Consider the following 19054-nt stretch of genomic DNA (forward strand, 5'->3'; position numbering starts at 1 on the left):
CAGTGACCACCCCCGACCTTCCCCTCGTTTCCTCCGGCGGCTGTGGCGACGGCTGCGCCTGCGGCGCCGACGAGGAGACCTACCTGGAGTGCGGCCTCGACCCCGCGCTCGCCCAGCTCCTGGCCGACGCGGGCCTCGACCCCGTCGAGGTCGAGGACATCGCCAACGTGGCCCTCCAGGAGGACCTGGCCCACGGCGTGGACGTGACCACGGTCGCGACCATCCCGGAGGACGCCGTCGCCACCGCCGACTTCACCGCGCGGGAGGCGGGCACCGTGGCGGGCCTGCGGATCGCCGAGGCGGTCATGTCGGTCGTCTGCACCGAGGAGTTCGAGGTCGAACGCCACGCGGAGGACGGCGACCGCGTCGAGGCGGGCCAGGTCCTGCTCTCCGTCACGACCCGCACCCGTGACCTCCTCACCGCGGAACGCAGCGCCCTGAACCTCCTGTGCCGCCTGTCGGGCATCGCGACCGCCACGCGCGCGTGGGCGGACGTCCTCGAGGGCACCAGGGCGAAGGTCCGCGACACCCGCAAGACCACCCCCGGCCTGCGCAGCCTGGAGAAGTTCGCCGTGCGCTGCGGCGGCGGCGTCAACCACCGCATGTCCCTCTCGGACGCGGCCCTGGTCAAGGACAACCACGTGGTGGCGGCCGGCGGGGTCGCCGAGGCATTCCGCGCGGTCCGCGAACGCTTCCCCGACGTCCCGATCGAGGTCGAGGTCGACACCCTGCACCAGCTCCGCGAGGTCCTGGACGCCGGCGCCGACCTGATCCTGCTGGACAACTTCACGCCCGGCGAGTGCGCGGAGGCGGTGGCCCTGGTCGACGGCCGCGCCGCCCTGGAGGCCTCCGGCCGCCTCACCCTCGCAGGCGCGAAGGCGTACGCGGACACGGGCGTCGACTACCTGGCGGTAGGAGCCCTCACCCACTCCTCGCCGATCCTCGACATCGGCCTCGACCTGCGAGCGGCGGAGTAGGAACGGCCATGCTGCTGACGATCGACGTGGGCAACACGCACACCGTCCTGGGCCTCTTCGACGGCGACGACATCGTCGAACACTGGCGCATCTCCACGGACGCGCGCCGCACGGCCGACGAGCTCGCGGTCCTCCTCCAGGGCCTGATGGGCATGCACCCGCTGCTGGGCGACGAGCTGGGCGACGGCATCGACGGCATCGCGATCTGCGCGACCGTCCCCTCCGTCCTGCACGAACTCCGGGAGGTGACCCGCCGCTACTACGGGGACGTCCCCGCCGTCCTCGTCGAACCGGGCGTGAAGACCGGGGTCCCGATCCTCACGGACAACCCCAAGGAGGTCGGCGCGGACCGCATCATCAACGCGGTCGCGGCGGCCGACCTCTACGGCGGCCCGGCGATCGTCGTCGACTTCGGCACGGCGACGACGTTCGACGCGGTCAGCGCGCGCGGGGAGTACGTCGGCGGCGTCATCGCCCCCGGCATCGAGATCTCGGTCGAGGCACTCGGCGTCCGCGGCGCCCAGCTGCGGAAGATCGAGGTGGCGCGTCCCCGCAGTGTGATCGGCAAGAACACGGTCGAGGCGATGCAGTCCGGCATCATCTACGGATTCGCCGGTCAGGTCGACGGTGTGGTCAACCGGATGGCCCGCGAGCTGGCGGACGATCCCGATGACGTGACGGTCATCGCGACGGGTGGGCTGGCGCCGATGGTGCTGGGCGAGAGCTCGGTCATCGACGAGCACGAGCCGTGGCTGACGCTGGTGGGGCTGCGCCTGGTGTACGAACGCAACGTGTCACGTCTGTGACGCGGGGCGCCCGCGCGGGCCGGTGTTCCACGGGTGTCCCGGGCTGTTGCGGTCCGGGGGCGGGTTCGCGCGGGCCGGTGCCTCACGGGTGCCCCGCGCTGCTGTGATCCGGGGTGTTCGCGCAGCCCGGCGCTTGCGGGGTGCCTCCTCCAGAGGGGGACCCCCAGCCCACCCTCCCCCACTCTCGGCTTCTCCCCCCACTCTCGGCTTCGCTCGAGCGGGGGGACCCCCATCGCCCTGGGGGTACCTCCCAGGCCTTTAAGGCACTGGGGGAGGCACGACTGCCCGCGGGAACGGAGGCGGCAGCGACTGCCCGCGGGGCGGCGGCGGTAGCGCCTGCCCGCGGGAGTGGAGGGGCAGCGGCTGCCCGCGGTCGGCGGCGATGGCGGGTGGCCGCGTACGGCGCGGAGGGGTCGGGGCGGGGGTGGCCGCCCGCAGTGGCCGGCGCGTCCGCACCCCGCACCTCCTCCAGCGGGCCGATTCCGCGCCGGTCCGAGGACGGGCGCCCCCGACCCGGCCCCGGCCCACCCGCCGACCCCAGGCGCCGGCCCACGCACCGACCCCGCCCACCGACCCCGCCCACCGACCCCAGGCGCCGGCCCACGCACCGACCCCACGCACCGACCCCAGGCGCCGGCCCAGCCCTCACCGGCCGCAGGCGCCGCTCCATCCCCCACCGGCCCGAAAGCCGCGCCGCACAAGCATCCCGTCCACCCGAACGGCACCCCACGCCACGTCTGCCTCATACACGTTGTTTGTCCGATCGGCGCGTATCGTCGGATCATGCCCACGCCCTACGGATCCCGCGGCGGCATGGCGTTCGGCGCGGAGGAGCTGCGCGTGCTCCGCCGTGCTCTCGCCCTCGCCCTGTACCCCACCCCCGCCCCGGCCGCAGACCTCCAGGACTGCCTCCGCCTCGCCGCGGACCTCGACGAGGCGACGCGGGAGAGTGCCCGGCTGCGCGCCTTCCTCCTGGCCGACCTCGGCCGCTACCGCGCCGCCCTCCCCGGCACCGCCGCCGGCTACCTCACGCTCCTGGAGGAGGCGCTGGGCACCGGATACCGTCCCCACCCCGACGACCTGGCCGCCCTCCGGGCCCTGCGCGGCAACCCCACCGCCGCCGCCCTCCTGCGCCACTGCCGGCGCACCTTCCTCCTGCCCCTCCCCGGTGGCCGCGCGGCCACCGGGGACCCGCGGAAGAAGCAGGCCCCGACCCGAAAGCCACCCGCCACCCCCCACCCCGCTCCCACCCCCACACCTCCTCCCAACCCCAACCCCGACCCCACCCCCACCCCCAGCCGCCCCGTCCCCACCCCCGGCGAGGTCTTCCCCCGCCGTAGACCCGCCCCGTCCCCGCAGGACCAGCACCTGGTCGCCGGCTGACGACCCCCACTGCCCTACCCTGGATCCATGGACTACGTCTCCGCGCTCCTCCCCCCGGCCGTCATGGCCGCTTTCTTCATCGGCGTGATCCGGGTGATCGTGAAGACCCAGGGCGGCGCCAACAAGACCAAGGAGGACGCCGCGGTCGACGCGGCCCTCGCACGGGTGCAGGGCTCCCGGTCCGCCCCCGAGACCGACGCCTGACACCGGTCGCCCCCGGCGTACGACCCGAGGTCGTACGCCCTTTTTGTTCACTTCTGACGGTGATCATGCCCGTCCGGCACGCCATTGCCGTGATCCGCCACTATTGTTATGAGTTGTGCCTCGCCCCTTGGGAGAACTCGAAGACGCGGTCATGACGCGGGTGTGGAAGTGGAACCGCCCGGTGACCGTTCGGGAAGTCCTGGAAGATCTTCAGAAGGAACGGTCCATCGCGTACACCACGGTGATGACCGTTTTGGACAATCTCCATCAGAAGGGCTGGGTGCGCCGAGAGGCGGAAGGCAGGGCCTATCGATATGAGGCGGTCTCCACTCGCGCCGCCTACGCCGCCGCGCTGATGAACGAAGCCTGGTCGCAGAGCGACAACGCCGCCGCCGCTCTCGTCGCGTTCTTCGGCATGATGAGCGAGGAACAGCGCCAGGCTCTCACCGACGCGGTCCGCATCGTCCAGCTCCCGGAAACCCCCGCCGACGAGAACCCCGGCTCCGCAGAGGGCCGGAGCGGGCGATAGCGTCCGCACATGTCCGCAGCCAGTCCCGAAGTCCCCGCAAAAGCCATCACGGTCCGACGGGCCCGCACCAGCGATGTCCCCGCCGTGCGCCGGCTCCTTGACGCCTACGTCCGCGGGCGCATCCTGCTCGACAAAGCAACGGTGACGCTTTACGAGGACATCCAGGAGTTCTGGGTCGCGGAACGGGACGACAACGCGGAGGTGGTCGGCTGTGGCGCGCTGCACGTGATGTGGGAAGACCTCGCGGAAGTCCGCACCCTCGCCGTGAAGCCGGGCCTGAAGGGCGCGGGCGTCGGGCACCGGTTGCTGGAGAAGTTGCTGGAGACCGCCCGCTGGCTCGGTGTTCGGCGCGTATTCTGCCTGACCTTCGAAGTGGACTTCTTCGGCAAGCACGGCTTCGTGGAGATCGGAGAGACGCCCGTCGACACCGATGTGTACGCGGAGTTGCTGCGCTCCTATGACGAGGGCGTCGCGGAGTTCCTCGGTCTCGAACGCGTGAAACCGAACACCTTGGGCAACAGCCGGATGCTTCTGCATCTGTGATCTGCGCGCGGTGCCCTATGTCCGAAACGCGCACGTTTCCGTGCCGGGCGGGGGCGGCGGGTCTCTGTCAGGGGTTTGTGTTTTTACGGCAAAAGCGGTTTGCTTTCCGCAGTACTGCAGTACTGCATATAACAAGGGGCGGCGATACGGCGGACGCCGGCACACCCCGGCCCTCAAGTTATCGATGAAAGGAAATCCGGTGGCACAGAAGGTTCAGGTCCTTCTTGTCGACGACCTCAACGGCGGCGAGGCGGACGAGACCGTGACGTTCGCGTTGGACGGCAAGACGTACGAGATCGATCTCACCACCGCCAACGCGGACAAGCTCCGCGGCCTTCTCGAGCCTTACGTGAAGGGCGGTCGCCGTACCGGAGGCCGTGCTTCGGGCGGGCGCGGAAAGACGCGCGCTTCTTCCGGCGGCAGCCAGGACACCGCGGCCATCCGCGCGTGGGCGAAGGAGAACGGCTACGAGGTCAACGACCGCGGCCGTGTCCCCGCGTCCATCCGCGAGGCCTACGAGAAGGCCAACGGCTGACCGTCGGCCCGTACGGCGGCGGTCGCACCCGCACGCCGCAGCCGGACCCGGTGGACGTGCGTGGCCACCGTGTTCACCAGCCGCACGAGATCCGGGGGACCGTCACGGTCCCCCCTCGCACCACCCCTCGTGCCCATCGCCGACAGCGTCGGCAGCGAGGTCTCGGCCCCGCGTGCCGGCTCGGGGGGCCGCAGCCACACGGCGGCCCCCTGCGATCCGTCACGGCCCGCGGGGAGCGGCCGGCTGGTGGGGCCGGCGGGGCGGCCGGCCACGGCGCCGGGGGGACGGGGAGCGTCCATGAGGCCTCCCGCGCCGACCGCCACCAGGTCCAGCTCCAGCGCGCCCCAGTCCAGCCACTCCAGCAGCCCCGGCAGTTCCTCCGCGCTGCCCGCGGCCACCAGCAGCCGCATCCTGCCGTCCCGCAGGGCCACCGGGAACCCCCGCCCGAGACCCCCCGAGCGCCCCAGGCGCTCCAGCGCCGCGCGCCCCGCCTCCGCCGGCACGTCCAGGACGTCGAAGCGCACCCCCACCACCAGCCGCACCGGCGCCCCGGGCGCCGTGGGCCATCCCAGCGCGTTCTCGTACCAGAGCCGCACCTCCTCGTCGCCCGGCGTGAGCGGCCGGTGGGGGGACGGCTCTGCGGGGGCGGCGGTCCGGACCATGCCCGGCGCAACGCCCCGACGCCCTCCGGGTTACGCTGGGTGCTCGTGCGTGAGCGAAGGGTGTCGAACAAGGGGGCGTGCGGGGGTGCGGGGAGGCGCAAGGTTGTTCGCCCGTAGCGGAGGGAACCCGTGCACTCGGCATGGACTGTCCGTAGCAGCGGGTAAGACATCCCTAGTGGGAGGGGGCGACACGCAGGGCGGGACGCCTCCCGTTCGCCACGGGCGTACTGGTGAAGGGGGTAACTGTCTGGCCTGCGGGAACATCGTCTCGCACCATCGGGTTGGAGCAGATGTCGGCGTGAGCGGGGTCAGGAGGCCATCGACGGTGTCGGCAGTTGGAATGAGCGGTCCCCGCTTGCGGGACTAAGCTGCGGAAGGACAGGGAGGGGAAGTTCCCCCCACTGCCTGACCGCTCTGAGGAGCGATTAACGATGTTCGAGAGGTTCACCGACCGCGCGCGGCGGGTTGTCGTCCTGGCTCAGGAAGAAGCCCGGATGCTCAACCACAACTACATCGGCACCGAGCACATCCTCCTGGGCCTGATCCACGAGGGTGAGGGTGTCGCCGCCAAGGCCCTTGAGAGCCTCGGGATTTCGCTCGAGGCGGTCCGCCAGCAGGTGGAGGAGATCATCGGGCAGGGCCAGCAGGCCCCGTCGGGTCACATTCCCTTCACCCCCCGTGCCAAGAAGGTCCTGGAGCTGTCGCTCCGCGAGGCCCTTCAGCTGGGCCACAACTACATCGGCACGGAGCACATCCTGCTCGGCCTGATCCGCGAGGGCGAGGGCGTCGCCGCCCAGGTCCTGGTCAAGCTGGGCGCCGATCTGAACCGGGTGCGGCAGCAGGTCATCCAGCTGCTCTCCGGTTACCAGGGCAAGGAGACCGCCACCGCCGGCGGTCCTGCCGAGGGCACCCCCTCCACGTCCCTGGTCCTCGACCAGTTCGGCCGGAACCTCACCCAGGCCGCTCGTGAGTCCAAGCTCGACCCGGTCATCGGGCGCGAGAAGGAGATCGAGCGGGTCATGCAGGTGCTGTCCCGCCGTACCAAGAACAACCCGGTGCTGATCGGTGAGCCCGGCGTCGGCAAGACCGCCGTCGTCGAGGGCCTCGCCCAGGCCATCGTCAAGGGCGAGGTGCCCGAGACCCTCAAGGACAAGCACCTCTACACCCTGGACCTCGGTGCCCTGGTCGCCGGCTCCCGCTACCGCGGTGACTTCGAGGAGCGCCTGAAGAAGGTGCTCAAGGAGATCCGCACCCGCGGCGACATCATCCTGTTCATCGACGAGCTGCACACGCTGGTCGGTGCGGGTGCCGCCGAGGGCGCCATCGACGCCGCGAGCATCCTCAAGCCGATGCTGGCCCGCGGTGAGCTGCAGACCATCGGCGCCACCACGCTGGACGAGTACCGCAAGCACCTGGAGAAGGACGCGGCCCTGGAGCGCCGCTTCCAGCCCATCCAGGTCGCGGAGCCGTCCCTGCCGCACACGATCGAGATCCTCAAGGGTCTGCGCGACCGGTACGAGGCGCACCACCGCGTCTCCATCACCGACGAGGCCCTGGTGCAGGCGGCGACGCTCGCCGACCGCTACATCTCGGACCGCTTCCTGCCGGACAAGGCGATCGACCTGATCGACGAGGCCGGCTCGAGGATGCGCATCCGCCGGATGACCGCGCCGCCGGACCTGCGCGAGTTCGACGAGAAGATCGCCGGCGTCCGCCGCGACAAGGAGTCCGCGATCGACTCGCAGGACTTCGAGAAGGCCGCCTCCCTGCGCGACAAGGAGAAGCAGCTCCTCGCCGCCAAGGCCAAGCGGGAGAAGGAGTGGAAGGCCGGCGACATGGACGTCGTCGCCGAGGTCGACGGCGAGCTGATCGCCGAGGTCCTCGCCACGGCGACGGGCATCCCGGTCTTCAAGCTCACGGAGGAGGAGTCGTCCCGCCTGCTGCGCATGGAGGACGAGCTCCACAAGCGGGTCATCGGCCAGAACGACGCCGTCAAGGCGCTCTCCAAGGCGATCCGCCGTACCCGTGCCGGTCTGAAGGACCCGAAGCGTCCCGGTGGCTCGTTCATCTTCGCCGGTCCGTCCGGTGTCGGTAAGACCGAGCTCTCCAAGGCGCTCGCGGAGTTCCTCTTCGGTGACGAGGACGCGCTGATCTCCCTCGACATGTCGGAGTTCAGCGAGAAGCACACGGTCTCGCGCCTCTTCGGTTCGCCCCCCGGCTACGTGGGCTACGAGGAGGGCGGCCAGCTGACGGAGAAGGTGCGCCGCAAGCCGTTCTCGGTCGTCCTCTTCGACGAGGTCGAGAAGGCCCACCCGGACATCTTCAACTCGCTGCTGCAGATCCTGGAGGACGGTCGCCTGACCGACTCCCAGGGCCGGGTCGTGGACTTCAAGAACACGGTCATCATCATGACGACCAACCTCGGCACCCGGGACATCTCCAAGGGCTTCAACCTGGGCTTCGCCGCCGCGGGTGACACGAAGACCAACTACGAGCGCATGAAGAACAAGGTCCAGGACGAGCTCAAGCAGCACTTCCGGCCCGAGTTCCTCAACCGCGTCGACGACGTGGTCGTCTTCCCGCAGCTCAGCCAGGAGGACATCCTGCGGATCGTCGACCTGATGATCGGCAAGGTGGACGAGCGCCTGAAGGACCGGGACATGGGCATCGAGCTCTCCCAGTCGGCCAAGGAGCTGCTCTCCAAGAAGGGCTACGACCCCGTGCTGGGCGCCCGGCCGCTGCGCCGGACCATCCAGCGGGAGATCGAGGACACGCTGTCGGAGAAGATCCTCTTCGGCGAGCTGCGTCCCGGTCACATCGTGGTCGTGGACACCGAGGGCGAGGGCGAGTCCCAGACCTTCACCTTCCGCGGTGAGGAGAAGTCGGCCCTGCCCGACGTCCCGCCGATCGAGCAGGCGGCCGGCGGAGCCGGTCCGAACCTGAGCAAGGACGCGTAGCCGCGGCGTCCGGCCCGAACGAAAAAGGGGTCTGCCCCGGGACACATGTCCCGGGGCAGACCCCTTTCTCCGTGGCCGCGGCCGGTTCAGGACACCGGTTCAGGACAACTGACCGTCGTAGTCCGGCAGCTTGAACGTCCTCTCGGCGTGACCGCCCGAGAGGTCGGTCGCGCTGTTGCCGATGTTGGCGATGATCGTGTAGCCCTTGGCCTCGATGGTGACGCGCTGGGCGGTCTTGTAGTCGGCGACGTTCTTGAACAGGTCGAAGAACCCGCGGACGTACAGGCCGGAGGACTCGTAGCCGACCTGGTCGAGGTTCCAGTCGGTGGGCGCGTGGATGATGCCCGGGCGGGCGGTCACGAAGAACACGGCGACACCGTGCTCCTGCGCGTACTTCGCGACCTCCAGGACCGGCTCGTTGGCGGGCTGCGGGAAGCTGAACCCGAAGTCGGTCTCCAGCGCGGTGTTGTCGACGTCGAGGACGATCGCCTGCTTCTCGCCCGGCCCGCTGTCACCGATCCGCTGCTTCAGGTAGGGCAGGGCCCGGTCCATGACCGCCCGGCAGTCCCGCTGCCAGGTGTCGTGGTCGACGTCCGCCGCCGCGGCGGCGGACGCCACCGGGGAAACGGCCGGTGAAGCGGGGGCCGCGGCCTCGGCCGGTGCGGCCAGGGCCACCAGGGCGGCCGCGGAGACGGCGGTGACCGATGCGCGGCTCGGCCAGGAGCGTCGGCTTCTCATGTCGTGGGGGTCCTCTCACGTCCGTAACGCTGCCAACATGTCGTGTGCATGCTCGTCTGCGAGGGTGACGCGAGGTGAACCGTAGGGTTACCGGACGGTAGGCGCCTAGAGGTCTGCGCCACATTTGCGGAATGGCTGAACCCCGTCATCGGTGACATGCCGCACAGGCACTTTGTCCGGTACTAACCGGAATAGTGAAGTAAGCCCTCCCACAAAACGGACATTTAACCCGGTTTTCTGATCGATCAGCTCTAAATGGGGGGTTTCGCCCGGTAGGGGAGATCTGTCAAGAGACGTGCATCTCAGTGCAGGTCTACGAATTTTCGTCGTAGATCACACCTTTGCGGCGTTATGGCCGGAGGGGCTACCAATGAATCGCCACCGAGGCGCGGATCCGTCCGCCGGGTGGTTTTCCCCTGTCCCCCTCCTGATGAGGTTCGTATGTCCCAGCGCGTCACGTCCCGTTCCTCCCGTGTCACGTCCCTGATCCGCACCCGCGCGGCCGTGCTGGCCGCCGGACTGGGGGCCTCGGTCGCGCTGGGGGCCGGGGTCGCGGCCGCCGCCGACACCACGGCCGCGTCCGGTGTCGCCAGTGCCGTCGAGGCGCAGGCCGCCGCCCAGGCCAAGGCCGCGAAGGCCCAGGCCGCGAAGGCGGCCGAGGTGAAGGCCGCGAAGGCGGCCCAGGCCAAGAAGGCCGCCCAGGCCGCCGCCAAGAAGAAGGCGTCCTGGATCGACCCGGTGAAGAGCTACAGGCTGTCCGCGAGCTTCGCCCAGAACGGCGGCATGTGGGCCTCCAAGCACAGCGGCCAGGACTACGCCGTCCCCACCGGCACCCCGGTGATGGCCGCGCACGGCGGCACCGTCGTCAAGGCCGGCGGCAACGGCGCCGGCGACGGCCCCGCGTACGGCAATGCGATCGTGATCAGGCACGGCAACGGGACCTACTCCCAGTACGCCCACCTGTCGCAGGTCCACGTGAAGCCCGGCCAGATCGTCAAGACCGGCCAGAGGATCGCCCTGTCCGGCAACACCGGCAACTCCAGCGGCCCGCACCTGCACTTCGAGATCCGCACCACCCCGAACTACGGCTCCGCCGTGGACCCGGTGAAGTTCCTGCGCGCCCAGGGCGTGACGGTCTGACCCCGGGCCCTAGGCGCCCCGGTGGGCCTGGGTGATCAGATCGATGGCGACCTCGAGGACGGCCTTGCGTCTCTCCTCGGGGTCGCTTTCGACGTCCTGGAGGACGTGCATCCCCGCGTGCATGGTGAACAGGGCGCTGACGCAGCGCACCTGGTCGACCAGGTCGGCGTCCGGGTCGATGAGGATGTCCCGCAGTCCGAGCATGCGGGTCTTGAACATCTCGCCGATGCGCAGTTCGCGGATCGTCGCCTGGTTCTCCTGCATGAAGCGGAAGAGCGGGGCCGCTCCCATCAGCGCCTCGCTGTACCGGCGGATGATCTCCTGCTTGGTCTCCAGCGAGTGCGGCTGCTGCCGCCCCCACTCGATCAGGTCCTCGATCGGCCGCGAGAGGTCCTCGAAGATGCCGACGAGGATCTCTTCCTTCGTCTTGAAGTGGTAGTACAGCGCCGCCTTGGTGACGTCCAGGCGCTCGGCGATCTCGCGCAGCGACGTCTTCTCGTAGCCCTGCTCGGCGAAGAGTTCGAGGGCCACGTCCTGGATGCGCTGGCGGGTGTTCCCGCGGCGCCGCTGTCTGGTGCCGTCCATGGTGCCGCCCATCCTCCTACTCGACCCCTCTTGACGAAAACTTACTTGACGACCGGCTAGTTACGCGACTAGCTTCCCAGTGTAGTGAACTAGCCGGGCGGCAAGTAAGTAGGAGTGGCCACGCGACCGTGGCCGGGGGAGAAGGAATCATGGCGGACACACCAGCGGCGGGGGCCGTGGAGACGGACACCGGCAAACAGCCGAAGAGCGTGCGGGTCGTCCTGCTCGCACTCATGATCGCGATGATGCTCGCGATGCTCGACAACATGATCATCGGTACGGCGATGCCGACGATCGTGGGCGAGCTGGGCGGACTGGAGCACCTGTCCTGGGTGGTCACCGCCTACACCCTGGCCACCGCGGCCTCCACCCCGGTCTGGGGCAAGCTCGGCGACATGTACGGGCGCAAGGCCACGTTCATGACGTCCATCGTGATCTTCCTGATCGGCTCCGCGCTCAGCGGCATGGCCCAGGACATGGGTCAGCTGATCGCCTTCCGCGCGGTGCAGGGCCTGGGCGCCGGCGGTCTGATGGTCGGCGTCATGGCGATCATCGGCGACCTGATCCCGCCCCGGGAGCGCGGCAGGTACCAGGGCATGATGGCGGCCGTGATGGCGCTGGCGATGATCGGCGGACCCCTGGTCGGCGGCACCATCACCGACAACTGGGGCTGGCGCTGGGCCTTCTACATCAACCTGCCGCTCGGCGTGATCGCGCTGGCCGCCGTGGGCGCCGTGCTGCACCTGCCGAAGAAGCGGGCCCAGGCCGGCATCGACTACCTCGGTGTCGCGCTGCTGACCGTCGGCATCACCGCCGTCGTGCTCGTCACCACCTGGGGCGGCACGGAGTACGCCTGGACCTCCGCGCGGATCATGGAGCTGATCGGCCTCGGTGTCGCGTCCCTCGTGGGCTTCGTGTTCTGGCAGACCCGGGCCGCCGAGCCGGTGGTGCCGCTGCACATCTTCCGCAGCCGCAACTTCACGCTGATGTCCGTCATCGGCTTCATCACCGGCTTCGTGATGTTCGGCGCGACGCTCTTCCTGCCGCTCTACCAGCAGTCCGTGCAGGGCGCCTCCGCCACCAACTCCGGTCTGCTGCTCCTGCCGATGCTCGGCGCGATGCTGGTCACCTCGATGGTCGCGGGCCGGGTGACCACCAGCACCGGCCGGTACAAGGTCTTCCCGGTGCTCGGCAGCGCGCTGATGATCGTCGGCCTGTACCTGCTGTCCACGATGGACACCGGGACCTCCCGCCTCACCTCCGGTGTCTTCATGGCCGTGGTCGGTCTCGGCATGGGCTGCCTGATGCAGATCACCATGCTGGTCGCGCAGAACAGCGTGGAGATGAAGGACATGGGCGTGGCGTCCTCGTCCACCACCCTGTTCCGCACCCTCGGCTCGTCCTTCGGCGTCGCGATCATGGGCGCGCTGTTCAACAGCCGGGTCCAGGACGTCATGGCCGAGAAGGCCGGCTCGCTGGGCTCCAAGGTGACCGAGCAGTCCGCCCAACTGGACGCCGCGAGCCTGGCGAAGCTGCCGGAGACGGCCCGCGAGGCCTACCAGCACGCGGTGTCCTCGGGCACCCACTCGGCGTTCCTCCTGGGCGCGGTGATCGCGGTGCTCTCGCTGGCGGCGGCGGTGTTCGTGAAGGAGGTCCCGCTGAAGGGCGCGGGCCCCCGGAAGGAGAACGCCGACGCCGGCGCCCCGGCACCGGCGGCGGTCACCGAGCCCGTCTGACGGTCCCGCGAGCGGCACCAGGGCCTCCTGGAAAGCGTTCCCGCGCTTTCCAGGAGGCCTTTTCCACACCACCGGGCCCCGGTCCGCGGACGCCTCCGCTGACCGTGCCGGGCCCGTCCGCATTACTGTGCCGGGTTCCGGGTCGGCGGGCTTGTCCGCTGACTGCGCGAAGCCCCGTCGGCGGGCCTGTTCGCTCACTGTGCCGGGTTCCGGTCGGCGGGCCTGTCCCTCACTGCGTCGGGCTCCGGGGCGGCGGGCTTGTCCGCTCACTGCACCGAGCCCCGTCCGCGGGTCCGTCCGCTCACTGCACCGAGCCCCGTCCGCGGGTCCGTCCGCTCACTGCACCGAGCCCCGTCCCCGCACCCGTCCGCTCACTGCACCGGCCCCCGGCCCCCGGGCCCGTCCGCCGACTGTGCCAGGACCGGATAGCTCCCGGTGTTCGTCGGCGCGTGCTCCGGCAGCCACAGCACGGCGACCGCGCCCTCGGCCGGTACGCCGTCCGGTGCCCCCGCCGGCCGTACGTTGCGGAAGGTCAGCCGCGCGCCCAGTACCCGGGCCTGCCCCGCCGCGATGGTCAGGCCCAGCCCGTGCCCGCGGCCGGCCCGGTCCGCGCTGCCGGTGCGGAAGCGGCTCGGCCCCTCGGCGAGCAGGTCCTCGGGGAAGCCCGGCCCGTGGTCGCGGACCCGGACGACCCGGCCCTCGACGGTGACCTCGATGGGCGGCCTGCCGTGCCGGGCGGCGTTGGCGAGCAGGTTGAACAGCACGCGCTCCAGGCGCCGCGGGTCGGTGGTCACCTCCGACTCGTGCACCACCCGCACCGTGACGTCCGGGTCCTTCGCCATGACCCGCCGGACGACGAACCCGCCGAGCAGGATGTCCTGCAGTTCGGCCCGCTCGGAGGCGCTGTCCAGCCGGGCCACCTCCAGGACGTCCTCGACGAGGGTGCGCATCGCCTTGGCCCGGTCCAGCACCAGCTCGGTCGGCCGGCCCGGCGGCAGCAGCTCGGCGGCGGTGAGCAGACCGGTCACGGGGGTGCGCAGCTCGTGCGCGATGTCGGCGGTGACCCGGCGCTCGGCCTCCAGCCGCTGCCGCAGCGCGTCCGCCATGGCGTCCACCGCGCTGGCCAGGTCGTCGGTCTCGTCGCGCACCACCCCGCCGATGGCCTCGCGCACCCGGACGTCCGTCTCGCCCTTGGCGACCCGGTTGGCGGCCGTGGCCGCCTTCCGCAGCCGCCGCGACAGGTGCCCGCCGATGAGCACCCCGAGCGCGCTGCCGCCCAGCACGACCGCGATGGAGCCGATCACCAGGGCCTGGTCGAGGTCCTTGAGGATGTCCGAGCTGCGGTCCGTGAAACCGGAGTGCAGGGACATCACATGACCGTTCTTCAGCGGCACCGCCGCCCAGATGTCCGGCGCCCCGCCCGACCGGTCGGCCACGTAGGTCGCCCGCCGGCCCCCCTCGGCCTTCTCCCGCAGCTCCTCCGGCAGTTCCGGGTCGTCGATCTTGGTGTTGGGGAAGTTCAGCCGCCCCGACAGCTCGTAGTTGCGCTGGGCGATCATGATGCGCTCGTCCGCCAGGTCGCGCGCGTTGTCCAGCATCGACACCCGGGCCGCGTTGTGCACGACCAGGCTCAGCGCGACCGCCACCAGCGCCCCGACCAGCGCGATGGCGGCGCTGAGCTTCCACCGCAGACCCGTACCTATGCCCACCCGGCCGACGCACGCCGCCACCAGGCGCCGGAAGTACCCCCGCATCCGCTCGCTCAGGCCTTCAGCTTGTAGCCGAAGCCGCGGACCGTCTCGATGCGGTCCTGGCCGATCTTCGTACGCAGTCGCTGCACATGGACGTCGACGACCCGGGTGTCGCCGCCCCAGCCGTACTCCCACACCCGTTCGAGCAGCTTGTCGCGGGAGAGCACGGTGCCCGGCGTCGCGGAGAACTCCAGCAGCAGCCGCATCTCGGTCGGCGTCAGCGCCACCGGCTTCCCCGCCCGGCGCACCTCCATGCCCCCGGTGTCGACCTCCAGCTCGCCGAATGCCAGCAGGCCCCCGTCGTCCGCTCCCGCCGCCTCCTCCCGGCCGCCGTTCGCACGTCCGAAGCGGCGCAGCACCGCGCGGATCCGGGCCACCAGCACGGCACTGTCGAACGGCTTGGTCACGTAGTCGTCGGCGCCCGCCTCCAGGCCCAGCACCACGTCGATGGAGTCGGCCCGCGCCGACAGCATGATCACCGGCACCGTGGACTCGTCCCGGATGCGCCGGCACAGGCTGACCCCGTCGAGCCCGGGGACCATCACGTCGAGCAGCGCGATGTCGGGGCGGTCCGTGCGGAACGCCTCCAGGCCCGACAGCCCGTCGGGCATCGCGGTGACCGCGAAGCCGTCCCGCTCCAGGGTGAGCTGGGTGGCCTCGCGGATGACGTCGTCGTCCTCGACGAACAGGACATGGGTCTGGTCTGCCATCCCGCTGCTCTCAGTCCTCGTGTGATCTCGGGTCGGTGCGCACGTGCTTCTCTCGTCCACCCCACGGACGCGGGAGCCGCGCCGCGGGTTCACCCGTTCATCGGTCCGGGCGGCCCCGCCGGTTCACGGCGTGAGCCGTGTCTCAGCTGTCGGGCATCGGCACCGGCTCCGAACCGGCCACCTGCCCGTAGTCGTTGTGCGTGCGGTACTCCTCGGCGAACCGGCCCGCACTCCAGCGGTACGTGATCACGTTCTCCCCGGACGGGCTCGACACCGGGTCGCCCCGGTCGTACACCTGCTTGGTCACCACCAGGTCCCCGCGGTCGATCTCCGCGTACACCGGAGGCTCCTCGGCCGAGAACACGTTCACGTACGCGCCGCCCTGCTCGCGGTACACGTACGAGCCGACGCCCACCGCGTCCCCGCAGGTCAGCACGTTGACGACGATGTCGTCGACGGCCCCACGGGTGAGGTTGCCGTAGCTCACGTCGACGGGGTACTCGTCGGCGACGCACGGCTGCAGCTCCCGCTTGACCTCCGCCGAGACCGCCGGGTCGGCCTTGACCAGCCGGACCGCGTCCACCCGGTCGGGGGTCCGCGAGGGCTGCGCCGACGCCGCGGCGGCGGGGGCGCTCGCCACGGAGTCCGCGTGCGCCGGGCCCTCGTCCCGCGCGCCGGTGCCGCCCGTGCCGCAGCCGGCCGCGAACAGGACGACGACGGCGAGCACGGCCGTCGCCGTGCTCGCCGCCCGGACGGTGGTCCGGGCCCGTGTGGGCCCCGCGCCGGTCAGGCCGCGCAACGCTCCCGCTCCTCACGCTCCAGCGCGCGTGCGTCCAGATCGCGCGCCTGGAGCTCCTCGCGGAGCCGGGCGAGCGCGCGGTGCAGCGTGCTCTTGACCGTTCCGGCCGACATGCCGAGGGCGGCGGCCGTCTCGTCCGTGGACATCTGCTCCCAGTGTCGCAGCACCACGACACTGCGCTGCTTCGGGGCGAGGACCTTCAGGACGTCCATCAGCAGGGCGCGGTCGGCGTGCTGCTCGGTGGAGTCGTCCACACAGGCGTCCGGGAGCTGCTCGGTGGGCACCTCCTCCAGCTTGCGGGCCCGCCACCACTCCGTCCGCGTGTTGATCATGACCCGGCGCAGATAGGCGTCGGCCAGCCGCTTGTCCTCGATGGTCTCCCAGCGGCCGTACGTCCGGGCCAGCGCGGTCTGCAGCAGGTCCTGCGCGTCGACGGGGTCCGGGACCAGGCGGCGGGCGCTGCGCAGCAGTGCGTCCTGCCGGGTGCGGACGTACTCCTCGAATGCGAGCACCTCGCCCCGCGCCGTCTCCTGCGCCATGGTGAACCGCCTCCCGCTCCCCGTGCCGGACCGCCCGTGCGGGCCGGTTGTCCTGCCTGTGATCCGTCGTCGCCGTGCCCTCGTCGAGCACCTGACCGAAGGTACGGAGGCGTTGTCACGGCGCTGTCCGAAGCAGCCTGCGGGAAGCCCTCGGCTGTCCGTCGGTTGTGTAACGGAAGGAGGAACGGGGTGAAGCGGGCGACCGGTCGGGGGTGTTGTGGGGTGGTATGACCGGACATGCCGGTGGGGCGCTTGTGGACCGGCTGTGTCCGGCGTCAGGTGCGCGTGTGGGGCCGCTGTGTCCGGCGTCAGGTCATCGGCAGCCGGTACAGACCGCCCGGAAGCGGCTCCACCAGACCGTCGGCGACCAGACCGTCCAGCGCGCGGGCACGCTGCACCGGCTCGTGCCACACCCGGTCCAGCGCGGCCTGCGGCACCGGACCGTGTGCCTCCCGCAGCACGGCCAGCAGCCGCCCGCGGACCTGGCGGTCCGTGCCCGCGTACGTCTGGCCCCGGCGCGGCGGGCCGTCGTGGGCCGGCTTGCCCGCCAGCCGCCAGGCGCACTGCGCGGCGATCGGGCAGCGCTGGCACGACTCGTTCTTCGCCGTGCACACCAGCGCACCGAGCTCCATGGAGGCGGCGGCCCATCGCGCGGCGGTCGCGGCGTCCTCCGGCAGCAGGGTCCGGGCCAGCCGGCGCTCGGCGGCGGTGGTGGCGTTCGGCGGGTACTGCGTGCCGGTGACCGCGCGGGCGAACACCCGGCGCACGTTGGTGTCCAGCACCGCGTGCCGCTGTCCGTACGCGAACGACGCCACCGCCGCGGCCGTGTACTCCCCGATGCCGGGGAGCGCCAGCAGTTGGGCGTGGTCGGCCGGTACGTCGCCGCCGTGCCGTTCCGTTATGGCGACGGCGGCGCCGTGCAGCCGGAGCGCGCGGCGCGGGTAACCGAGCCGGCCCCAGGCGCGGACCGCCTCGCCGGGCGCCTCCGCGGCGAGGTCGGCGGGGCGCGGCCAACGGGCCAGCCACTGCTCGTAGACGGGCAGCACCCGGTTCACCGGTGTCTGCTGCAACATGAACTCGCTGACCATCACCCCCCACGCACCGGCCTCCGGACGTCGCCACGGCAGGTCCCGGGCGTGCTCGTCGAACCAGTCGATGACGGGGGAGTGCAGCGGCTCACCGGGAGCACGCTCGGACGCGGAATCGGCGGCGTGGCCGTACGGGGGTTTGGTGGGAGCAGTCATGGCCCCTCGATCCTCCCACGCCGGGCCCCACCCGCGGTGGGAGCGCCACGGCGGGGGCCTCCCGCGGGGTGACGCCGTACCTGACGATCGGCAGCGGTGGCGCACCCGCCTCCGCTTGTGGCGTCGGCGGCATGACACGTGTCCGCCCCGCCGCGCTCGGCAAGGGCTGCCTGCTCTGGGCGGCCCTCGCGCTGCCGGCGGTCTGCGCCGACCGGCTCGGGCTGAACGAGCCGCGCCCGCTCTGGCAGCGGTGCGCCGGGCTCGTCGTGCTCGCCGCCGCCACCGCCGTGGCCCGGCACCGGCCGACGACCGCCTTCGGGCTGACGGCCGCGCTGAGCCTCGCCTCCGCGCCCGCGCTGTTCGGCGTCTCCTACGGCCCCGCCCTCGGCGTGTTCGCACTGCTGCTCGGACTGCGGGCGCCCCGTACGGCCCCCGCGGCGCTGTGCTTCGCCGCCGTCGCCTGCGCCGGACTGCGCCCGGGCACGCCGGTCGCGGAAGTGGAGCGGGTGCTGCCGGACCGGCACGCCCAGGATCCGCCGGCGGAGCGTGCGCCCGCACCGCCCGAGGGCACCGACTGCCGCTACTACCGCGCGAGCGGCGAGCTCTTCGTCTCCGTCGACCACTTCCGGCTCTGCTTCGACGACCGGGGCCGCCTGGCCGCCAAGAACGTGATCCCGCGCGTCGGCACGTCCGGCGAAGCGCGGGAGGAATAAGAGGAGTTCGCACCGTGATACGGGTCCTGCTGGCCGACGACGAGGCGATGGTGCGCGCCGGGGTGCGCGCCATCCTGGGGAGCAGCGGCGAGACGGAGGTGGCCGCCGAGGCGGGCGACGGCCGCGAGGCCGTGGAACTGGCCCGCGCGCACCGCCCCGACGTGGCGCTGCTCGACATCCGCATGCCCCGCCTGGACGGGCTCGCGGCGGCCGAGGAGATCGTCCGCACCGTCCCCGGCACGGCGGTCGTCATGCTCACCACTTTCTCCGAACGCGCCTACGTCGCCCGCGCCCTCGGCGGCGGCGCCACCGGCTTCCTGCTGAAGTCCGGGGACCCGTACGAACTCATCCCGGGCGTAAGGGCGGTGGCGGACGGCGCGGCCTTCCTGTCGCCCAAGGCGGCCCGGTACGTCAGCGCGGTCCTCGACCGGCTCGGCGTGCGCAATCGCGTGCAGGCGGCGATCGTCGCCCACGAGGCGGGCCTGGTGGCGGACTGAATCCGC

At 71.4% G+C, this 19054-nt stretch carries 20 protein-coding genes; 12 read left to right on the plus strand and 8 right to left on the minus strand.

Features of this window, described 5'->3' with window-relative positions; all coding sequences use genetic code 11:
* The first annotated feature begins 2 nt into the window (after nt 1-2).
* The 7 genes from nadC (at nt 3) to ACFY3N_RS09555 (ending at nt 4977) form a co-directional block, all read left to right on the plus strand.
* The gene (nadC, locus tag ACFY3N_RS09525; protein ID WP_390816076.1) at nt 3-977 is read left to right on the plus strand and encodes a carboxylating nicotinate-nucleotide diphosphorylase; all 975 of its coding nucleotides are present in this window, start codon (nt 3-5) and stop codon (nt 975-977) included.
* A gap of 8 nt (nt 978-985) precedes the next feature.
* Nucleotides 986-1783 (plus strand): type III pantothenate kinase, encoded by a 798-nt coding sequence (locus tag ACFY3N_RS09530; RefSeq protein ID WP_390816011.1) that lies wholly within the window; start codon nt 986-988, stop codon nt 1781-1783.
* A gap of 783 nt (nt 1784-2566) precedes the next feature.
* Nucleotides 2567-3166, plus strand: coding sequence for a hypothetical protein (locus ACFY3N_RS09535; RefSeq protein WP_390816012.1), 600 nt, complete (start codon nt 2567-2569; stop codon nt 3164-3166).
* A 27-nt stretch (nt 3167-3193) separates the two neighbouring features.
* Nucleotides 3194-3370: a hypothetical protein gene (locus ACFY3N_RS09540; protein WP_390816013.1), complete on the plus strand. Its 177-nt coding sequence runs from the start codon at nt 3194-3196 to the stop codon at nt 3368-3370.
* A 115-nt stretch (nt 3371-3485) separates the two neighbouring features.
* The gene (locus tag ACFY3N_RS09545) at nt 3486-3899 is read left to right on the plus strand and encodes a BlaI/MecI/CopY family transcriptional regulator (protein ID WP_073936751.1); all 414 of its coding nucleotides are present in this window, start codon (nt 3486-3488) and stop codon (nt 3897-3899) included.
* Between the two features lie 9 nt (nt 3900-3908).
* Nucleotides 3909-4442, plus strand: coding sequence for an amino-acid N-acetyltransferase (locus ACFY3N_RS09550; protein ID WP_390816014.1), 534 nt, complete (start codon nt 3909-3911; stop codon nt 4440-4442).
* Nucleotides 4443-4641: 199 nt separating this feature from the next.
* Nucleotides 4642-4977: an Lsr2 family protein gene (locus ACFY3N_RS09555; RefSeq protein WP_390816015.1), complete on the plus strand. Its 336-nt coding sequence runs from the start codon at nt 4642-4644 to the stop codon at nt 4975-4977.
* Here the strand turns inward: ACFY3N_RS09555 and ACFY3N_RS09560 are convergent.
* Complete coding sequence (locus ACFY3N_RS09560; RefSeq protein ID WP_390816016.1) at nt 4956-5639, minus strand: SCO3374 family protein; 684 nt, start codon at nt 5637-5639, stop codon at nt 4956-4958. The genes ACFY3N_RS09555 and ACFY3N_RS09560 overlap by 22 nt on opposite strands.
* A gap of 431 nt (nt 5640-6070) precedes the next feature.
* Here ACFY3N_RS09560 and ACFY3N_RS09565 point away from each other — a divergent pair, with 431 nt between their 5' ends.
* Entirely contained in the window at nt 6071-8596 is a 2526-nt protein-coding gene (locus ACFY3N_RS09565; protein WP_390816017.1) for an ATP-dependent Clp protease ATP-binding subunit, read from the plus strand.
* Nucleotides 8597-8695: 99 nt separating this feature from the next.
* Here ACFY3N_RS09565 and ACFY3N_RS09570 read toward each other — a convergent pair whose 3' ends face one another.
* Nucleotides 8696-9334: an HAD family acid phosphatase gene (locus ACFY3N_RS09570; RefSeq protein ID WP_390816018.1), complete on the minus strand. Its 639-nt coding sequence runs from the start codon at nt 9332-9334 to the stop codon at nt 8696-8698.
* Between the two features lie 441 nt (nt 9335-9775).
* Here ACFY3N_RS09570 and ACFY3N_RS09575 point away from each other — a divergent pair, with 441 nt between their 5' ends.
* Nucleotides 9776-10474, plus strand: coding sequence for a M23 family metallopeptidase (locus ACFY3N_RS09575; RefSeq protein ID WP_390816019.1), 699 nt, complete (start codon nt 9776-9778; stop codon nt 10472-10474).
* Between the two features lie 9 nt (nt 10475-10483).
* On the opposite strand, the gene ACFY3N_RS09580 is transcribed toward ACFY3N_RS09575, so the two are convergent.
* Nucleotides 10484-11071 (minus strand): TetR/AcrR family transcriptional regulator, encoded by a 588-nt coding sequence (locus ACFY3N_RS09580; RefSeq protein WP_390816020.1) that lies wholly within the window; start codon nt 11069-11071, stop codon nt 10484-10486.
* A 137-nt stretch (nt 11072-11208) separates the two neighbouring features.
* Here ACFY3N_RS09580 and ACFY3N_RS09585 point away from each other — a divergent pair, with 137 nt between their 5' ends.
* Nucleotides 11209-12795, plus strand: a complete 1587-nt coding sequence (locus tag ACFY3N_RS09585; RefSeq protein WP_390816021.1) for an MDR family MFS transporter — start codon at nt 11209-11211, stop codon at nt 12793-12795.
* A gap of 371 nt (nt 12796-13166) precedes the next feature.
* On the opposite strand, the gene cseC is transcribed toward ACFY3N_RS09585, so the two are convergent.
* The 5 genes from cseC to ACFY3N_RS09610 all read right to left on the minus strand — a co-directional run bounded on the left by cseC (nt 13167) and on the right by ACFY3N_RS09610 (nt 17838).
* Entirely contained in the window at nt 13167-14549 is a 1383-nt protein-coding gene (gene cseC / locus ACFY3N_RS09590; RefSeq protein WP_390816022.1) for a two-component system sensor histidine kinase CseC, read from the minus strand.
* 8 nt (nt 14550-14557) lie between these two features.
* Nucleotides 14558-15256 (minus strand): two-component system response regulator CseB, encoded by a 699-nt coding sequence (gene cseB, locus ACFY3N_RS09595; protein WP_390816023.1) that lies wholly within the window; start codon nt 15254-15256, stop codon nt 14558-14560.
* Nucleotides 15257-15398: 142 nt separating this feature from the next.
* On the minus strand, nt 15399-16055 hold the full coding sequence (locus ACFY3N_RS09600; protein ID WP_390816024.1) for a hypothetical protein: 657 nt from the start codon (nt 16053-16055) through the stop codon (nt 15399-15401).
* The gene (locus tag ACFY3N_RS09605; RefSeq protein WP_390816025.1) at nt 16043-16594 is read right to left on the minus strand and encodes a SigE family RNA polymerase sigma factor; all 552 of its coding nucleotides are present in this window, start codon (nt 16592-16594) and stop codon (nt 16043-16045) included. The genes ACFY3N_RS09600 and ACFY3N_RS09605 overlap by 13 nt, the downstream gene beginning before the upstream one ends.
* 308 nt (nt 16595-16902) lie before the next feature.
* Nucleotides 16903-17838, minus strand: a complete 936-nt coding sequence (locus tag ACFY3N_RS09610) for an A/G-specific adenine glycosylase (protein WP_390816026.1) — start codon at nt 17836-17838, stop codon at nt 16903-16905.
* A gap of 131 nt (nt 17839-17969) precedes the next feature.
* Here ACFY3N_RS09610 and ACFY3N_RS09615 point away from each other — a divergent pair, with 131 nt between their 5' ends.
* Together ACFY3N_RS09615 and ACFY3N_RS09620 are read left to right on the plus strand one after the other, a co-directional pair.
* A complete protein-coding gene (locus tag ACFY3N_RS09615; RefSeq protein ID WP_390816027.1) occupies nt 17970-18551 on the plus strand; it encodes a hypothetical protein in 582 nt (193 codons plus the stop codon).
* 14 nt (nt 18552-18565) lie between these two features.
* On the plus strand, nt 18566-19048 hold the full coding sequence (locus tag ACFY3N_RS09620; protein WP_390816028.1) for a response regulator: 483 nt from the start codon (nt 18566-18568) through the stop codon (nt 19046-19048).
* Nucleotides 19049-19054 lie beyond the last annotated feature (6 nt).

The sequence above is a fragment of the Streptomyces sp. NPDC000348 genome, from assembly GCF_042898795.1.
Classification (GTDB): Bacteria; Actinomycetota; Actinomycetes; order Streptomycetales; family Streptomycetaceae; genus Streptomyces.

Bases quoted from the DNA above. Each gene is read 5' to 3' on its own strand.
- ACFY3N_RS09530 (WP_390816011.1), top strand. From the start codon at position 986: ATGCTGCTGACGATCGACGTGGGCAACACGCACACCGTCCTGGGCCTC.
- ACFY3N_RS09535 (WP_390816012.1), top strand. From the start codon at position 2,567: ATGCCCACGCCCTACGGATCCCGCGGCGGCATGGCGTTCGGCGCGGAG.
- ACFY3N_RS09540 (WP_390816013.1), top strand. From the start codon at position 3,194: ATGGACTACGTCTCCGCGCTCCTCCCCCCGGCCGTCATGGCCGCTTTC.
- ACFY3N_RS09550 (WP_390816014.1), top strand. From the start codon at position 3,909: ATGTCCGCAGCCAGTCCCGAAGTCCCCGCAAAAGCCATCACGGTCCGA.
- ACFY3N_RS09560 (WP_390816016.1), bottom strand. From the start codon at position 5,639: ATGGTCCGGACCGCCGCCCCCGCAGAGCCGTCCCCCCACCGGCCGCTC.
- ACFY3N_RS09565 (WP_390816017.1), top strand. From the start codon at position 6,071: ATGTTCGAGAGGTTCACCGACCGCGCGCGGCGGGTTGTCGTCCTGGCT.
- ACFY3N_RS09570 (WP_390816018.1), bottom strand. From the start codon at position 9,334: ATGAGAAGCCGACGCTCCTGGCCGAGCCGCGCATCGGTCACCGCCGTC.
- ACFY3N_RS09575 (WP_390816019.1), top strand. From the start codon at position 9,776: ATGTCCCAGCGCGTCACGTCCCGTTCCTCCCGTGTCACGTCCCTGATC.
- ACFY3N_RS09580 (WP_390816020.1), bottom strand. From the start codon at position 11,071: ATGGGCGGCACCATGGACGGCACCAGACAGCGGCGCCGCGGGAACACC.
- ACFY3N_RS09585 (WP_390816021.1), top strand. From the start codon at position 11,209: ATGGCGGACACACCAGCGGCGGGGGCCGTGGAGACGGACACCGGCAAA.
- cseC (WP_390816022.1), bottom strand. From the start codon at position 14,549: ATGCGGGGGTACTTCCGGCGCCTGGTGGCGGCGTGCGTCGGCCGGGTG.
- cseB (WP_390816023.1), bottom strand. From the start codon at position 15,256: ATGGCAGACCAGACCCATGTCCTGTTCGTCGAGGACGACGACGTCATC.
- ACFY3N_RS09605 (WP_390816025.1), bottom strand. From the start codon at position 16,594: ATGGCGCAGGAGACGGCGCGGGGCGAGGTGCTCGCATTCGAGGAGTAC.
- ACFY3N_RS09610 (WP_390816026.1), bottom strand. From the start codon at position 17,838: ATGACTGCTCCCACCAAACCCCCGTACGGCCACGCCGCCGATTCCGCG.
- ACFY3N_RS09615 (WP_390816027.1), top strand. From the start codon at position 17,970: ATGACACGTGTCCGCCCCGCCGCGCTCGGCAAGGGCTGCCTGCTCTGG.